The organism is Pseudomonas sp. TNT3, from assembly GCF_010095445.2.
Taxonomy (GTDB): Bacteria; Pseudomonadota; Gammaproteobacteria; order Pseudomonadales; family Pseudomonadaceae; genus Aquipseudomonas.
In genome coordinates this window covers 1-15,794 of record NZ_WFGV02000008.1, presented here as the reverse complement: position 1 = coordinate 15,794, position 15,794 = coordinate 1, and the positions used below count along the sequence as shown (strand labels likewise).

Sequence of the window (15,794 nt, the reverse complement as noted above, 5' to 3'; positions counted from 1 at the left end):
TCCGGAACAAACACGTTTCATGCGCTGCCACGTGCCTACGATGAAGGCCACGCGGTAACGCTTGAACAGGCATATGGGTGAGCAGCGTTTCACATTCGTCGTGTCGCAAGATGCGGGCATTTTTCTTATGCGTATTTTCAGCGTTTGACCGGGATAGATTGCGTTTTCACACAACCTGTCCTGCCGGTTTTTTTCGTTTCTGATGATCTAGATCTAGAACCGGCTCACGCTTGTGACTTCACCGTTTGCTTGGGCAACTCTCCAAAACGCTGCCGATAATAATTGGCAAACCGCCCCACGTGCCCAAAGCCAAATTCAAGCGCTACCTCGGTCACGCTGGCGTGTGGCCTGGCCAGCAAATACTCCCGAGCGGCTTGAAGGCGCAACCCACGCAATCGGTCCATCGGACTTTGGCCGTACTCGCGCTGGCACAGGGTATTCAAACTGCGAATGCTCATGCCCACGGCTGTCGCCAGTTCAGCCAGGCTGATGCCCTGGGCAAGGTGCTCGCGCATACAGGCGTCGATTTTATGCAATTGAAGGGTAGGCTGCCGCAGCGAAGGCGACGTTTGCTGGGCAACCCCGCAATGGCTGAGCAGAAACAGCGGCAGGCTTTGCTCCAAATGCTGTAACCAGCGCGAAGGCGTTGTGCTCGCCGGGCCCTCGGGCAGGTGCTCCAGCAATTCGCTGACCAGACGAAACCAGCGCATTGCCAGCGGCCGTTGCAGGCGGCTGACCGGCGCCAGGGTGAATCCCGAAGGCAAGTCATCGGCCAGCGCCCGCTGGCTCTCGTCGAGTAGTGCCCGTGGCAGTTTGAGGATCAGTTGCTCGCAGCCCTCCTCCCACACTACTCGGGCCTGTTCACGCGGCGACAGAATCGCCACTTCTCCAGGACTGACGCTAAAACCCATGCCGTCAGACTCCAGGGTGGCGCTGCCGCGCAGTGGCATCTGCACCAACACGAAATCTTCGAAAGGCTGCGGGCGGATTTCAACCTGGCCGCCGTAGCGCAGCGCATACAGTTCGCAGCTGGCGACCTTGCCGCGATAGAACGCCGTATCGACACCGCCTCGCGGCCAATCCAGCTCATGTTCCACCAGCGCTTGCCCCATCAACCGCTGGGTTTCCTGCGCCGAGCGGCTGGTGAAGACCGGCTCGCGGCACATTAGCGACAAGTTCAGGCCGACGCTGTTGGCGGTGGCCGCGTGAAAAGTCGTCATTTCAAAGCGACCGGTTGCGACGGGCTTCGCTGCGTTGCAGGGTTTTGCTGGGCGTTTCGTTGAACAGCTTGCGGTATTCGCTGGCGAACCGCCCCAGGTGCGAAAATCCCCAGCACATCGCGATCACGGATATGTTGCGCACCGAGGCGTCTTCAAGGATTTCCTGGCGCACGGCGCCGAGGCGAAACTTTTTCAGGTAAGCCATGGGCGAGACGCCGAAGTGTTTGCGAAAGCCTTCGAACAGTTTGAAACGTGACACACCTGCCGCCGCCTCGATGTCTTCCAGGTGCATGTCTTCGCGGGCGTTGCTTTCAATGAAATCCTTGGCGCGCACCAGGTAGTACGGCAACTTGGCGCCCAGCTGCTCACGCAACTCGGCACTGTAGTTGTTGGGCTGAGAAAGGATGAGGCCCTTGATCAGCGCGCTTTCGATATCGCGGGTGAAATACACCTGGTTAAACAGGTCGTGGCCGCGCTCCAGCTCATCAATGTAGTGACGGGCCAGCCGCCACCAGGAGGCTGAGGCGCCGTTGACCGCATCCATCACAGGTTCGAATTTCAGCGGCGTTTCCAGTGGACGCTGCAGCATGCCTTCGAGGGTCTGACGCATCGCCATGCGGGTGATCACCACGGAGATTTTGTGGCAATCGCCGGCCATGCTCAGTGACTGGGTTTCGTGAGGCGTCACGATCAGGCCCTGGTCCTGACTGGAGTACAACCGGCGGCCGTCCTTGATCAGCTCCTGCTCGCCGCGAATGGGCAGGCTGAGGCTGTAGCAATTGAGGTGTTCGACATCCTCGACGCCGATGGTCACGTCGGTGCCGTACTCCATCCGGCCCAAGGTCGTCGACATGGACTTGAACACATTGGCCTTGTGGTGAAACTGAATCCGGTTCGGTTGAGAGGTCTGCAATTCGTGCGGCCCGCAAATGCCGGCCATCCATGCACGGGCGCCGGCCAGGTCATAGCGGTCTATACGGATATCTCGAAACTGGGCAACGTTTGGTTCGGTCATTTCAGTACACCCACGGCAATGAACATCGACACGCTCTTCGGCGCGTATTCTCAATGGATTAGCAAGGGCTATGCCCAGCCGGTGCGAACAGGCGGTATCCGCATTTTCAGGCTAGTAATCGGACACTATCTGGATATCGAGCGCATCGTGCGGCGTTGACGCGCACAGCAACGGTGCCGATCAGGGTCGACGCCCCGGGTAATGCGCTACCCAAGGCGTCACTTCAGCGCCCAACCGCGCTCGATTTGAGGGCAGGACGTTACCAAAATTTCCAGGTGTAAGTGGTGATCAGGCGGTTCTCCACCCAGTCATTACCGTGGCTGAATTTGGCGACGACGTTGCCGGCCTCCACACCGACGCCTTTGAGCGGACCGCTTTGCACCACATACGACAGCACCAGGTTGCGTTCCTGCTCTGCTGCCTGGCTGAGGTCGCCGCCGCGGTCCACCGATGTGCCCTTGAAGTAACGGGTCATGAAGGTCAGGCCCGGGACGCCGAGGGCGGCAAAGTCGTAGTCATAACGCAATTGCCAGGATTTTTCGTTGGGCTTGATGAACGCGACCCGCGACCAGTTCACCAGAAACGGCTGCGGGACATAGCCGCCCAAGGTCGGGAAGTTGCTGTCGCCAAGCATGCGCTGGTAGCCCACGCCAAATCGATGCCCGCCCTTTTTCAGCGAGGTCATGGCGCCGTAGGAGCGGTTGTCGATGTCGCCGTAGAGGGCGTCGCCATCTTCGTTGTTGTTGAAGTAACGCAGGTCGGTCTTCAGCCCATAACCGTCACCCAGGTCTGCCAGATGGGTGATACCCAGGTAGTGCTGTTGGTAGATGTCTTCCAGTTGGGCGTAGAAGTAGGTGCCGGTCAACGACGGGGTGAAGGCATAGCTGGCGCCGGCGAGGTTAAGGCCATCACTGCCGTGGCGCACGCCGGAGCCGGTCTGCAGGTACAGCTTTTCGTAGTTGGAAGAGTTACGCGCCCCGATCTCCGTCAGCCGTCCGGCGGTCAATGTCAGACGGTCGACCTCCTTGGACTCGAGCAAGGCACCGCGATAGGTCGTGACCAGTTGGCGCGAGTCGTCGATGATCACCACGGGCAGAAACGGCCGCAACTCACCGACTTTCAGCTCGGTTTTCGAGTAGCGCATTTTCAGCGTCACACCGCCACGGCCATAGTCATCGGCCTGCTCCTGACGGCTTTGGCTGTAGGGGATGATGGAGTCATCTCCGCGCCCGCCACCGCCGTCCAGACGATAGGCATACTGCGCCTCTGCATCGAGGCCGAACTGCACCGGGCCTTCGGTATAGCCGGAAGCGAAACGCAGGTCGAAACCCTGGGTCCAGCTGCCCACCCGTGAATGCGGCGGGTTGTCCTCTTTGTAATCCCGATCGATGTAAAAGTTACGGGTCCCCAGCGTCAGCTTGCTGTCACTGACCACATCCGCCTGTGCCAATAATGGCGTCAACAAGCCAACTGTTTGAACGCCCCGTATGAGCCACGTCTTATCCAACATATTATTTATTCCCCCTGCCGCGTATAGAACAAACATTAATAGAAGGCCCTTCTGGCACAGAACCCAAGGCCATGAGCAATGGCAGTTTCCAGTGACCTGCAGCGAGACACTCTGGTGGTGCTTCGATTGAAATTAAGCCGCAATAAGTTCGTCAACGGCTATCCCGTTACTGAAAGACAATTAGCCGATTGCTCAGCCACCAGCCGCAACAAAAGCCCGTATTTACTGGGCTAATGCGCTATCAACCAAAAATAAAGCTTATTTTGCGGATGGGTTTCCACTAATAACCGGATAGACCGGGCTCGCCACCACGTCATTAAATGAACCCATGAATTAGCCCATTGGCCGAGGACCGGGATATGACAACTGCACGAAGTGTCGAACAGTGGAAAAGTTACATAGAAAGTTGCCTGGACTTCCGTCCGCAAGACGGTGTTTATCGTATTGCCCGCGATATGTTTACCGACCCGGAATTGTTCGATCTGGAAATGGAACTGATATTCGAGAAGAACTGGATCTACGCCTGCCACGAAAGCGAGATCGCCAATAATCACGACTTCATGACCCTGCGTGCCGGGCGCCAGCCGCTGATCATCACCCGCGACGGTGAAGGTCGTCTCAACGCCCTGATCAATGCCTGCCAGCACCGCGGCACCACCCTCACCCGCGTTGGCAAGGGTAACCAGTCAACCTTCACCTGCCCCTTCCACGCCTGGTGCTACAAAAGCGACGGCCGACTGGTAAAGGTCAAGGCGCCGGGCGAATACCCCGAAGATTTCGACAAGGCCACCCGTGGTCTGAAAAAGGCTCGTATCGAAAGCTACAACGGCTTTGTGTTCGTCAGTCTCAACGTGGAAGGCACCGACACCCTCGAAGACTTCCTCGGTGACGCCAAAGTCTTCTTCGACATGATGGTCGCGCAGTCGCCGACCGGTCAGCTCGAAGTCCTGCCGGGCAAGTCGGCCTACACCTACGAAGGCAACTGGAAACTGCAGAACGAGAACGGCCTGGACGGTTATCACGTCAGCACCGTGCACTACAACTACGTGGCCACCGTGCAGCACCGTCAGCAGGTCAACGCCGAAAAAGGCCTCACTGCCAGCGACACCCTTGACTACAGCAAGCTGGGTGCCGGAGACAAGGAAACCGACGACGGCTGGTTCGCGTTTCACAACGGCCACAGCTTGCTGTTCAGCGACATGCCCAACCCGGCCGTGCGCCCGGGCTACGCCAGCATCATGCCGCGCCTGGTCCAGGAACACGGCCAGGGCAAGGCCGAGTGGATGATGCATCGCCTGCGCAACCTGAACGTCTACCCGAGCATGTTCTTCCTCGACCAGATCAGCTCGCAGTTGCGGATCATCCGCCCGCTGGCCTGGAACAAGACCGAGATCAACAGCTTCTGCCTGGGCGTGGTCGGCGAGTCAGATGCGGATCGGGAAAACCGCATCCGTCAGTTCGAAGACTTCTTCAACGTGTCCGGCATGGGCACCCCCGATGACCTGGTGGAATTCCGTGAAGCCCAGCGCGGCTTCCAGGCCCGCCTGGAACGCTGGAGCGACATTTCCCGTGGCCACGGCAAGTGGGTCGAAGGCGCCACCCGCAACAGCGAGACCATCGGCATCGCTCCGGCACTGACCGGCACCGAATTCACCCATGAAGGCCTGTACGTCAATCAGCACGCCAACTGGCAGCGCTTTTTGCTCGAAGGCCTGGCGCGCAAGGCGGCCGAACAACAACCGTTGAAACTGCGTGAGGTGTGAACATGAATTCGCAACTGCAATACCGCGTCGAGCAATTTCTTTACCGCAACGCCGAAGCCTGTGATGCCCAGGACTGGGACACCTACCTGGACACGTTCAGCGACGACAGCGAATTCCACCTGCCGCAATGGGATTCGGAGCACGTCTACACCACCGACCCGAAAAAAGGCATGTCGCTGATTTATTACCCCAACCGGGGCGGCCTGGAAGACCGGGTGTTCCGCATTCGCACCGGCAAGGCCGCGTCGACCATCCCGATGCCGCGCACCCTGCACCTGATCAGCAACGTGCGCATTGCGCCGCTGCAGGACGATGAGCTGGAGGTGCGCGTCAACTGGAGCACCCTGTACTACCGCATGCAGACCGCCGAGCAATTCTTCGGCCGCGCCACGTACCGCCTGCGCCCCGACGGGGAGAGCTGGAAAATCGCCCGCAAACACGTGGTGCTGCTCAACGACACGATCAACTCCGTGCTCGATTTCTACCATCTTTGAACCCTGCGGATTAACGCTTATGACGCACAAGGTCGCCTTCAATTTCGCCGACGGCAAAACACTCTTCTGCAACGTGCAGAACAATGAAATCCTGCTCGACGCGGCCCTGCGCAGCGGGATCAAGATTCCGTTGGACTGCCGCGAAGGGGTTTGCGCGACCTGCCAGGGCCGCTGTGAATCCGGGCAGTACACCCAGGACTACGTGGACGATGAAGCCTTGTCGGCCAGCGACCTGGCCGAACGCAAGGTGCTGACCTGCCAGACGCGCGTGCAGTCGGACGCTGCCTTCTACTTCGATTTCGATTCCAGCCTCTGCGGCAGCAACGGCCCGAGCAGCTTGCAAGGCACTGTCAGCGAGGTGCGGCAGGTCTCTCCGACCACCGCCATCGTGCACGTGGAGGTCGGTGCAGCGGGCGCAGCGCTGGACTACTTGCCGGGCCAGTACGCCCGCCTGCAAGTACCGGGCACCGAGCATCGGCGTTCGTATTCCTTTGCCTGCGCGCCGGGCAGCAGCCACTTGCAGTTTCTTATTCGGCTGCTGCCCAGCGGCGTGATGACGGACTACGTGCGCGATCGCTGCCAGGTCGGTGACGTGATCCACATGGAAGCGCCCCTGGGTGCCTTCTACTTGCGCCATATCGACCGCCCACTGGTGATGGTCGCCGGCGGCACCGGGCTGTCGGCCTTCCTCGGCATGCTCGAGCAGATTGCCGACCGGCAAGGCTGCGGCCACCCGGTGCACCTGTACTACGGCGTGCGCGAAGCCGCGGACCTGTGCGAGGTCTCGCGCATCGAGGCCTATGCCGCACGGATTCCAGGGTTTCGTTTTACGCCAGTGGTCAGCAATCCCAACCCCGACTGGCCGGGCAAGACCGGTTACATCGCCGAACACCTCGAACTGGCTGAACTGCGCGACCAGCCGTTCGACCTGTACCTGTGCGGCCCGCCGCCAATGGTCGAGTCGATCAAGGACTGGCGCCAGCAACACGGCCTGGATCAAAGCCGCCTTTACCTGGAGAAGTTCACCGAGAGCAACAGCTGACACCGCACCCCATAACAACAATTAATCGGCCCGACCGAACACTGCATCACTGCCCTCATCGACATCTACCGTGCGTTGGCACGACCTACTTCATAGGCCGCCTCATGAAAAACCTGGTATTGCGTGCATGTCTGGCAACTTCCCTCTGCGCCGCGACGGCTGCGCAGGCCGTGGAGCCTGTCCGAATCGGCTTCATCACCACCCTCTCCACCCCCGCCGGTTACCTCGGCGAAGACTCGCGCGACGGCTTCCAGCTGGCGATCGACCAGGAAGACGGCAAGCTCGGCGGCGTGCCGGTGCAACTCATTGTGGAAGACGATGGCCTGCAACCGGCCAAGGCCAAGCAGATCGCCGACCGTATGAGCCTGGACGGCATCTCGTTGTACACCGGAGTGATTTTTTCCAACGTACTGGCGGCCGTGATCAACACCACCACCAAGGACGCGTTCTACGTCAGCAACAACACCGCGCCTTCGACCCTTGCCGGCGAAAAGTGCATGGCCAACTACTTCGTCGGCTCCTACCAGAACGATACCCCGCACGAAATGGCCGGTGTCGCCGCCAACGAGCTGGGCTACAAGAAAATGGTGATTCTGGCGCCTAACTATCAGGGTGGCCGTGACGCGCTCGCCGGCTTCAAGCGCACCTACAAGGGCGAAGTGACCGAGATCTACACCAAGCTCAATCAGCTCGACTTTTCGGTAGAACTGGCACGTGTGCGTTCACTGGCGCCGGACGCAATCTTCCAGTTTCACCCGGGCGGCGGCGGTATCAACTTCGCCAAGCAATACGGCGGCTCGGGCCTGTCGGCACAGGTTCCGATGGTCGTACCGGTGTTCTCCATGGATGAACGCATGCTCGCCGCTGTCGGCGACGTGGCCAAGGGCACCAACGTTGTGACCTTGTGGAACCCGCAATCGGACAACCCGGCCAACCAGGCCTTCATCAAGGCCTTCACCGAGAAGTACAAGCGCGTACCTACGGTGTACGCCGCTCAGACCTACGACACGGCACGGCTGATCGGCGCCGCCCTGAAAGCCTCCCAGGGCAATTTGAAAGACCAACCGGCCTTTCGCGCGGCGATGAAGAACGTCAAGTTCGACTCCATTCGCGGTGACTTCAGCTTCGCCCAGAACCGGCACCCGGTCATCGACTGGTACCTGTTGCAAGTGCAGACCGGCGCCGACGGCAAGCTGATCGAAGTGCCGATCAAGACCCTGGCGACCCGCCACGTCGACAGCTACGCCGCTCAATGCTCGATCTGACCGGTCTCTGAGCCCCGTCCTCGCCCCGCAGAACACCTGCGGGGCGTTTTCATGAGGAACGCAGTCATGTTATTGCTCGAACAGATTCTCAACGGCCTGCAATACAGCGCTTTGCTGTTTCTGCTGGCCTCCGGCCTGACCCTGATTTTCGGCATCATGGGCGTGATCAACCTCGCCCATGGTGCCTTTTACATGGTGGGCGCCTTCTGCGCCGCCTACACCGCCATGGCCACCGGTTCGTTCTGGCTGGGTGGCCTGGCGGCGCTGATCGGCTCGGCCTGCTACGGCGTGCTGATCGAAACCTCGATCATGCGCCGCCTCTACCAACGCGATCACCTGGATCAGGTGCTGGCGACCCTGGCCGTGGTGTTCTTCAGCAACGAACTGCTGACCCTGATCTTCGGCCGCAGCCCACCGGCAATGCCCACGCCTGAGTGGTATTCAAGCTTTGTCGAAGTGCTGCCGGGTTTGATGTACCCGGTCAGCCGGCTGCTGTTTATCGCCGCCGGGCTGCTCGTGGCGATCGGCATGTGGCTGCTGATCAACCACACGCGCCTGGGCATGCTGATTCGCGCCGGCGCCGACGACCATGAAATGGTCGGTGCACTGGGCGTCAACATCGCCCGGCTGTACACCCTGGTGTTTGTCTTTGGCTGCGTGCTGTGCGGGCTGGCCGGTTTCATGGCGGCACCGTTGCTGTCGGTGGAGATCGGCATGGGCGAGAAGATCCTGATTACCACCTTCGTGGTCATCGTCGTCGGCGGCGTCGGCTCGGTGCGCGGTGCGCTGGTGGGCGCCTTGCTGATCGGCATGGTCGACAGCCTGGGCCGTGCCTACATTCCGCCGTTGCTGGACCAACTGCTGCCCAGCGACACCAGCAGCACCCTGAGCGCCGGGCTGATTTCCGCCAGCGCCTACATCGTCATGGCCCTGGTGCTGCTGGTGCGTCCGCGCGGCCTGCTGCCGGCCCGCGCCTGAGGAGAACGCTATGTCACCCCGTCTCATCATCGACCTTGCGTGCCTGGCGACCTTCGCCTGCATGCCGCTGCTGGCCCACTGGTTACACGAACCTTATCTGGTCAGCTTTTTCACCCGCCTGGCGATCTACGGCATGGCGGCTGTCAGCCTGGACCTGCTGATCGGTTACGGCGCCATGGTCAGCTTCGGCCATGCCGCGTTCTTCAGCCTGGGCGGATACATCGTCGGCATCGTTGCCTTTCACACCTCGCAAGGCATGCCGCTGTGGGGCTGGCAAGGCAGCAACAGCGCGCTGGTGGTGTGGCCGCTGGCCCTGCTGGTGTGTGCGCTGCTCTCGCTGCTGGTGGGTTATCTGTCGCTGCGCACCAGCGGTGTGCAGTTCATCATGATCACCCTGGCGTTCGGCCAGATGCTCTATTTCGTGCTCGGATCGCTGTCGCTGTATGGCGGCGACGACGGCATTCTGCTCAACGGGCGCAATACCCTCGGCACACTGGACCTGGGTGACCCCAACCACTTCTATTACCTGTGCGTAGCGCTGCTGGCCGGCTGGTTGCTGCTGTGCCGGCGGCTGGTCAATTCGCGTTTCGGTTACGTGCTGCGCGGGCTCAAGCAGAGCGAGCGGCGCAGCGTCAGCCTGGGCTTCAAACCCTTGCGCTACCGCCTGACGGCGTTTGTGATCGCCGGCACCGGCGGTGCCCTGGCAGGGATTCTGTGGGCCAACTACGCACTGTTCGTCAGCCCCGACATGGGCGCCTGGCACAAGTCCGGCGAGCTGATGGCGATGGTGATCCTCGGCGGCGTCGGGACCCTGATCGGCCCACTGCTGGGCGCGGCCACCTACCTGGGCCTGGAACAGGTACTGAGCCAATGGACCGAACACTGGATGTTGATCTTCGGTCCCCTGTTGCTACTGGTGGTGCTGTTCGGCAAGAAAGGCGTTTACGGATTGCTGCTGAGCGTGTTGCAGCGCAAACCGAAGGTGGTGGCCGTCAAACCGAACGTCGCCGTGGAGGCACGCCCATGAGCTCGCAACTGTCGATTCGTGATTTGTACAAATCCTTCGGTGCAGTGAAAGCCACCAACGGCGCCAGCCTTGAATTGGCCAAGGGTGAATTGCACGCCATCATCGGCCCTAACGGCGCCGGTAAATCCACGCTGATCGCGCAGATCGCCGGGGAGATTTTCCCCGACCAAGGCCAGGTCCACCTCAACGGCAAGGACATCACTCGCATACCGGCCTGGCAACGGCCGCGCCTGGGTCTGGCACGGGCTTTCCAGGTGAGTCAGCTGTACACCGAGTTTACGCTGCTGGAGAACATCGCCCTGGCCATCGCCGCCCGCGAAGGCAAGGCGTTCGGCATGTGGCGTCCGTTGAGCCGCGACACCCGCCTGCTGGAACCGGCGCTGGGCTATTTGCAGCAGGTGGGCCTGGGCCCTCGCGCGCAAGACCCGGTCCACGAGCTGTCCCATGGCGAACGGCGGCAATTGGAGATCGCCTTGGCACTGGCACAGGAAGCGTCGGTGCTGTTGCTCGATGAGCCGATGGCCGGGATGGGCGCCGACGAATCCGCGCGCATGACCGAGCTGCTGCAAAGCCTCAAGGGCCGCTACGCAATCCTGCTGGTTGAACACGACATGGACGCGGTATTCGCCCTCGCCGACCGCATTACGGTGTTGGTGTACGGCCAGACGGTGCTGACCGGCAGCGTCGAGCAAGTGCGCAACGATCCGCAAGTGCGGGCCGCTTACCTGGGAGAAGAACATGCTTGAAGTTCAAGGCTTGAAAGCGGGCTACGGCTTGAGCCAGGTGCTGTTCGACATGCACCTGAGCATCGAGCAAGGCCAGGTGGTATCGCTGATCGGCCGCAACGGCATGGGCAAGACCACCACGGTCAAATCGATCATGGGATTACTCAAGCCCAGTGCCGGCAGCATCCGCATCAACGGCATGGAAATGCGCGGTGCAGCGCCCTTTCGCATCGCCAAGGCGGGCCTCGGGCTGGTGCCGGAGGGCCGCCGCGCCTTCGGCACCTTGAGCGTGCGGGAAAACCTGCTGGCCACCGCCACGCGGGGCAAGTGGGACCTGGCGCGGGTCTATGAACTGTTCCCGCGTTTGCTGGAACGCCAGGACCAGCTGTCGCGCACCCTGTCGGGCGGCGAGCAACAGATGCTGGTGGTCGGTCGCGCACTGCTGACCAACCCCAGCCTGCTGATTCTCGACGAAGCCACTGAAGGCCTGGCACCGATCATTCGCGAGCAGATCTGGCGTTGCCTGGCCACGCTCAAGGCCGAGGGCGAGACGATTCTGGTGATCGACAAGAACCTCAAGGAAATGGCGCGGGTGGTCGACCGTCATCACATTATCGAAAAGGGACGCCAGGTCTGGGACGGCACACCGCTGGAACTGGCGGCACAACCGGAACTGTCGCAACGCTACCTGGGAGTGTGAGCCGCCATGAACCTCGATCAGGCCTACAACAATGTTGCCGCCGTGGGTGATTTTCCACAGATCATGCAGCGTTTTCGCCAGTGCAGCGCCGAGACCTACGCACGCCATGCCTGGCAACGAGACGTGCCGTATGGCGAGGCCCTGCGCGAGCGTTTCGACTGGTATGCCCAGGCGGATGCCGGGGCGCCGACATTGCTGTTCATTCATGGCGGTTACTGGCAGGCCTCGGACAAGGACGACTATGCCTTCGTCGCCGAAGGCCTGATCGAAGCCGGGTTCAATGTCGGATTGCTGGAATACACCCTGGCGCCCGAAGCGAGCATGGGCACCATCGTCGGGCAAATCGGCAAGGCACTGGACTATCTGCTGACGCATCGCGAAGCCTTGAACATCGGTCAGCAGGTGGTGCTGTGCGGACACTCGGCGGGCGGGCATCTGACTGCGCTGTATCGCCAGCATCCGCTGGTGACGCTGGCCATGCCCATCAGCGGCCTGATGGAACTGGACCCCATCAGTCGCTGCTGGCTGAACGACAAGCTGCAACTGAGCGCAGAAGACATCCAGCGCTACAGCCCCCAGCGGCTGATCGGCGATGGCGCGCCGTTATTGCTGACCGTGGGCGCCGATGAATTACCGGAACTGATCCGGCACTCACGCGACTACGCCAGTGCCTGTCACGAGGCCGGGCAGGCCGTGAGCCTTGTCGAGCTTGCGGGGCGTCATCACTTTGCAGTGCTGGACGACCTGGCCCGGGCGGATGGCGAACAGTTGCGCGCCCTGCTCGCCTATTTGAAGCGTTAATCCGATTGCGTTGATGCCGATCTTTCAAGCCGCACCAGAACCTGTAGCAGCTGGCGAAGCCTGCGTTCGGCTGCGAAGCAGTCGTGAATACTGAAAACCCGGTTTACTTGATGCACCGCACTGCCTGACCCAGCGACTGCTTCGCAGCCGAACGCAGGCTTCGCCAGCTGCTACAGGTTGCGGTGCAGCTTGAAAGATCGGCTTCGTGATCACTCTCGCCAGAAGTGGCTACCGGTTTGCCGTTTGCGGCTTTTTTGACCCCCTCAAGCTTCATACAGTGGCTACGAATTCAGACAGGAATTGCGTATGTCCAGCCTCTCGCTCAGGGTCCAACAGATCGAGTCCTTGACCCCCAGAATCCGCCGCATGTTGCTGGTATCCAGCAACGCGCAGAGACTGCCGGGCTTCACCGCCGGGGCGCACCTTGAGTTGCATGTCCCTGGCCATCGCGCCCAACGCCGTGCCTATTCCCTGGTCAACCTGCCTGACGGCGAGCACTACGAAATCGCCGTCCAGCTCGAAGAGACGAGCACAGGGGGATCGCGCTGGGTGCACTCGCTCAAGGTCGGCGATGAACTGCTGGCCGATGCACCACGCAACCACTTCCCGCTGTGTGAAAACACCGAACACGCCCTGCTGATCGCCGGTGGCATCGGCATCACGCCCATGTTGAGCATGGCCAGATCGCTGCAAGCAGCGGGCAAGCCGTTCACCCTGCACTACGCCGGTCGTGATGAAGTGCAGATGGCGTATCTGCCAGAGGCCCGCGCCTGCCTGGACCACCACTGCTGGATCAGCGGCGGCGACCCGCAAAAGCGCTTCCCGGCCCCCGAAATCCTGGCCTCGCCAAGACCGGGCCTGCACCTCTACATCTGCGGCCCGACCGCCCTGCTCAACAGCGTACTGGCCTGCGCCCGCGATCAGGGTTGGGCCGAAGATCACCTGCATTACGAACTGTTCAGCGGCGCCCTGGAAATGGCCGGTGATCACGGTTTTGAGGTGCACCTGCGCGAGAGCGGCGTGAGCCTGCAAGTCGCCTCCGGGCAAAGCGTGCTGGACGCCATGCTCGCGGCTGGCCTGGACCCGATGTTCGATTGCCGGCGAGGTGACTGTGGCGTGTGCGTCGCCCAGGTCATCGACGGTCAGCCCGATCACCGCGACATCTGCCTGTCGGCGCGCGACCGCGCCAGCGGCAGTTTCTGTACCTGTGTCTCCCGTGCCAGCAGCGCGCTGCTGGTGCTCGATCTGTGACAAGCCGAGGACATCCCGTGATACCGACCAATGAGCAAATCGCTGCCTTGATCCGCGAGGACAGCGTTCACAAGAGCGTCTACACCGACCCGACCCTGTTCAAGCTGGAAATGGAGCGCATCTACGGCAACGCCTGGATCTACGTCGGCCACGAAAGCCAGGTCAAGAACCCCGGCGACTACCACACCACGCGCATCGGTGATCAGGATGTCATCATGGTGCGCGGCGCCAATCAGCAAGTCAGCGTGCTGTACAACCGCTGCCCGCACAAGGGCGCGAAACTGGTGGCCGACGGTGACGGCAGTGTCGGCAAATTCTTCCGCTGCCCGTACCACGCCTGGACCTTCAAGCTCGACGGCCAGCATCTGTCGGCGCCGCTCAAGAGCGGTTTCGAAGGCACCTGCTACGACCCCAAACATCCGGATTTCTCCATGGCCAGTGTGGCCCGCGTCGACACCTATCGCGGGTTTGTGTTTGCCAGCCAGGCAGCATTCGGACCGGACCTGAAAGCATTTCTGGGCGGCGTCATCACCTCCATCGACAACCTGTGCGACCGCTCACCGGTCGGTGAAGTCGAAGTGGCGGGCGGCATTTTCCGCGTCAAGCAACGCTCGAACTGGAAGGTGTTCTACGAGAACCTGCACGACACCATGCACGCTCGCGTGACCCACGAATCGTCGGTTGACGCTGCGCGTGGCGAAGCCGAAGCCATCGGTGAAATGCCCTTCGAGCTGCTGATCATGGACGGCAACGGCGAGCCCTATGACTTCTGGGAAAAGCTCGAGCTGCGCGCCTACCACAACGGCCACGGCTACATGGAAGCCATCTTCGACCCGGCCGCCGCCGAGCGCGACGAGGTCTCCCGCGCTCATTTCGAATGCCTGAGCCAGGCCTACGGCGAACAGCGTGCCAAGGAGATCCTGGGCATGAACCGCCACAACACGGTGATCTACGGCAGCGGCTCGCCGCACACGGTGTTCATGCAATTCCGGGTGATCCGCCCGATCGCCGTCGACCAGACCATGGTCGAGATCCAGACCTTCCGCTGCAAAGGTGCGCCGGAGGCCGTGTTCGATCGCGCGCTGACCTACGCCAACGTCATCAACTCGCCCTCCTCCAACGTGATGCCCGACGATGTTGAGGTTTATGCGCGCTGCCAGGAAGGCAACATGACCCGCGGTGGCGAGTGGATCAGCATGCACCGCTACGTCGGTACCGATCAGCTGCTGGACGACGGCGCGGTGTCCACCAACGGCACCAGCGAACTGCCGATGCGCAACCAGTTCGCCGCCTGGAAACAGTTCATGACCGCCACCCTGATCGCCAAGGAGAGCACCCATGCTGCTTGACCGCCGAATCGACGTCGACACCCGCCAGTTGACCCCCGCCCATGTGCCCGTCGAGACCCTGCGCCAGCTCGAACAATTTCTTTACCGGGAGGCGCGCCTGCTGGATGAGCGGCGTTTCTGGGAGTGGGACAAGCTGTTCACCGACACCGGTATGTACTGGGTGCCGCACAAGCACGAGCAGGCCAACCCGTTCGACCATATCTCGCTGTTCTGGGAAAACCGCATGCTGCGCGAGGTGCGGATCCGGCGGGTGGAGAACGCTCGCAACTGGTCCCAGCAACCCCAAACCCAAACCGCGCACCTGGTCGGCAACGTGATGGTCGAGGGGCTCGATGCCGAGGGCCTGCTGGTGATCAGCGCGAGCTTCCAGTACAGCGAATGGCGCCTGGAACAGCGCCAGCTCGCCGGTCGCTACACCTATAAATTGGCCGCTCAGGACGGTGGTGGCTGGCAGATCCAGCTCAAGCGCGTGGACCTGATCAACTGCAACGACGTGTTCGCCAATCTTGAGGTGTTCGTGTGATGAACGCGCCGGTGGTGATCGCCCTGCACTATCAGAACGACGTATTGCACCCGGAGGGAAAGATTCGGTTCGGGCTGGGCACCGATGACCGCGCGCGTGCTGCGCTGCTCAACGCGGCCGGCCGACTGCTC

The 15,794-nt window shown here is 61.3% G+C and carries 15 protein-coding genes; 12 read left to right on the top strand and 3 right to left on the bottom strand.

Annotated features, from left to right (window positions below; translation table 11 throughout):
- Positions 1-224 precede the first annotated feature (224 nt).
- From GBC55_RS07225 to GBC55_RS07215, 3 genes are all read right to left on the bottom strand, one after another.
- Positions 225-1,220, bottom strand: a complete 996-nt coding sequence (locus GBC55_RS07225; protein WP_162439746.1) for an AraC family transcriptional regulator — start codon at positions 1,218-1,220, stop codon at positions 225-227.
- Between the two features lies 1 nt (position 1,221).
- A complete protein-coding gene (locus GBC55_RS07220) occupies positions 1,222-2,235 on the bottom strand; it encodes an AraC family transcriptional regulator (protein ID WP_178114324.1) in 1,014 nt (337 codons plus the stop codon).
- Positions 2,236-2,494: 259 nt separating this feature from the next.
- Positions 2,495-3,745, bottom strand: coding sequence for an OprD family porin (locus GBC55_RS07215; RefSeq protein WP_162439747.1), 1,251 nt, complete (start codon positions 3,743-3,745; stop codon positions 2,495-2,497).
- Positions 3,746-4,104: 359 nt separating this feature from the next.
- Here GBC55_RS07215 and antA point away from each other — a divergent pair, with 359 nt between their 5' ends.
- The 12 genes from antA (at position 4,105) to GBC55_RS07155 (ending at position 15,663) form a co-directional block, all read left to right on the top strand.
- Positions 4,105-5,508 carry an anthranilate 1,2-dioxygenase large subunit gene (gene antA / locus GBC55_RS07210; RefSeq protein ID WP_162439748.1) on the top strand — a complete coding sequence of 468 codons (1,404 nt, stop codon included), beginning with the start codon at positions 4,105-4,107 and terminating at the stop codon, positions 5,506-5,508.
- A 2-nt stretch (positions 5,509-5,510) separates the two neighbouring features.
- Positions 5,511-6,002, top strand: a complete 492-nt coding sequence (antB, locus tag GBC55_RS07205; RefSeq protein WP_162439749.1) for an anthranilate 1,2-dioxygenase small subunit — start codon at positions 5,511-5,513, stop codon at positions 6,000-6,002.
- Positions 6,003-6,021: 19 nt separating this feature from the next.
- Entirely contained in the window at positions 6,022-7,044 is a 1,023-nt protein-coding gene (antC, locus tag GBC55_RS07200) for an anthranilate 1,2-dioxygenase electron transfer component AntC (protein ID WP_162439750.1), read from the top strand.
- 104 nt (positions 7,045-7,148) lie between these two features.
- Positions 7,149-8,309 (top strand): ABC transporter substrate-binding protein, encoded by a 1,161-nt coding sequence (locus tag GBC55_RS07195; protein ID WP_162439751.1) that lies wholly within the window; start codon positions 7,149-7,151, stop codon positions 8,307-8,309.
- Positions 8,310-8,375: 66 nt separating this feature from the next.
- The gene (locus tag GBC55_RS07190) at positions 8,376-9,287 is read left to right on the top strand and encodes a branched-chain amino acid ABC transporter permease (protein WP_162439752.1); all 912 of its coding nucleotides are present in this window, start codon (positions 8,376-8,378) and stop codon (positions 9,285-9,287) included.
- 10 nt (positions 9,288-9,297) lie between these two features.
- Positions 9,298-10,314, top strand: coding sequence for a branched-chain amino acid ABC transporter permease (locus GBC55_RS07185; protein WP_162439753.1), 1,017 nt, complete (start codon positions 9,298-9,300; stop codon positions 10,312-10,314).
- Complete coding sequence (locus GBC55_RS07180; protein ID WP_162439754.1) at positions 10,311-11,060, top strand: ABC transporter ATP-binding protein; 750 nt, start codon at positions 10,311-10,313, stop codon at positions 11,058-11,060. Before GBC55_RS07185 ends, GBC55_RS07180 begins: the two co-directional genes overlap by 4 nt.
- Positions 11,053-11,739 carry an ABC transporter ATP-binding protein gene (locus tag GBC55_RS07175; RefSeq protein ID WP_162439755.1) on the top strand — a complete coding sequence of 229 codons (687 nt, stop codon included), beginning with the start codon at positions 11,053-11,055 and terminating at the stop codon, positions 11,737-11,739. Before GBC55_RS07180 ends, GBC55_RS07175 begins: the two co-directional genes overlap by 8 nt.
- A gap of 6 nt (positions 11,740-11,745) precedes the next feature.
- Entirely contained in the window at positions 11,746-12,540 is a 795-nt protein-coding gene (locus tag GBC55_RS07170; RefSeq protein ID WP_162439756.1) for an alpha/beta hydrolase, read from the top strand.
- 306 nt (positions 12,541-12,846) lie between these two features.
- On the top strand, positions 12,847-13,791 hold the full coding sequence (locus GBC55_RS07165) for a PDR/VanB family oxidoreductase (RefSeq protein WP_162439757.1): 945 nt from the start codon (positions 12,847-12,849) through the stop codon (positions 13,789-13,791).
- A gap of 17 nt (positions 13,792-13,808) precedes the next feature.
- On the top strand, positions 13,809-15,140 hold the full coding sequence (locus tag GBC55_RS07160) for an aromatic ring-hydroxylating dioxygenase subunit alpha (protein ID WP_162439758.1): 1,332 nt from the start codon (positions 13,809-13,811) through the stop codon (positions 15,138-15,140).
- On the top strand, positions 15,130-15,663 hold the full coding sequence (locus tag GBC55_RS07155; protein ID WP_162439759.1) for an aromatic-ring-hydroxylating dioxygenase subunit beta: 534 nt from the start codon (positions 15,130-15,132) through the stop codon (positions 15,661-15,663). The genes GBC55_RS07160 and GBC55_RS07155 overlap by 11 nt, the downstream gene beginning before the upstream one ends.
- The last annotated feature ends 131 nt before the right edge of the window (positions 15,664-15,794 follow it).

What these genes read in the sequence shown, in the direction of transcription:
- GBC55_RS07185 (WP_162439753.1), top strand. Translation starts at nt 9,298, where the DNA reads ATGTCACCCCGTCTCATCATCGACCTTGCGTGCCTGGCGACCTTCGCC.
- GBC55_RS07155 (WP_162439759.1), top strand. Translation starts at nt 15,130, where the DNA reads ATGCTGCTTGACCGCCGAATCGACGTCGACACCCGCCAGTTGACCCCC.
- GBC55_RS07215 (WP_162439747.1), bottom strand. Translation starts at nt 3,745, where the DNA reads ATGTTGGATAAGACGTGGCTCATACGGGGCGTTCAAACAGTTGGCTTG.
- antB (WP_162439749.1), top strand. Translation starts at nt 5,511, where the DNA reads ATGAATTCGCAACTGCAATACCGCGTCGAGCAATTTCTTTACCGCAAC.
- GBC55_RS07220 (WP_178114324.1), bottom strand. Translation starts at nt 2,235, where the DNA reads ATGACCGAACCAAACGTTGCCCAGTTTCGAGATATCCGTATAGACCGC.
- GBC55_RS07165 (WP_162439757.1), top strand. Translation starts at nt 12,847, where the DNA reads ATGTCCAGCCTCTCGCTCAGGGTCCAACAGATCGAGTCCTTGACCCCC.
- GBC55_RS07190 (WP_162439752.1), top strand. Translation starts at nt 8,376, where the DNA reads ATGTTATTGCTCGAACAGATTCTCAACGGCCTGCAATACAGCGCTTTG.
- antA (WP_162439748.1), top strand. Translation starts at nt 4,105, where the DNA reads ATGACAACTGCACGAAGTGTCGAACAGTGGAAAAGTTACATAGAAAGT.
- GBC55_RS07170 (WP_162439756.1), top strand. Translation starts at nt 11,746, where the DNA reads ATGAACCTCGATCAGGCCTACAACAATGTTGCCGCCGTGGGTGATTTT.
- antC (WP_162439750.1), top strand. Translation starts at nt 6,022, where the DNA reads ATGACGCACAAGGTCGCCTTCAATTTCGCCGACGGCAAAACACTCTTC.
- GBC55_RS07175 (WP_162439755.1), top strand. Translation starts at nt 11,053, where the DNA reads ATGCTTGAAGTTCAAGGCTTGAAAGCGGGCTACGGCTTGAGCCAGGTG.
- GBC55_RS07195 (WP_162439751.1), top strand. Translation starts at nt 7,149, where the DNA reads ATGAAAAACCTGGTATTGCGTGCATGTCTGGCAACTTCCCTCTGCGCC.
- GBC55_RS07180 (WP_162439754.1), top strand. Translation starts at nt 10,311, where the DNA reads ATGAGCTCGCAACTGTCGATTCGTGATTTGTACAAATCCTTCGGTGCA.
- GBC55_RS07225 (WP_162439746.1), bottom strand. Translation starts at nt 1,220, where the DNA reads ATGACGACTTTTCACGCGGCCACCGCCAACAGCGTCGGCCTGAACTTG.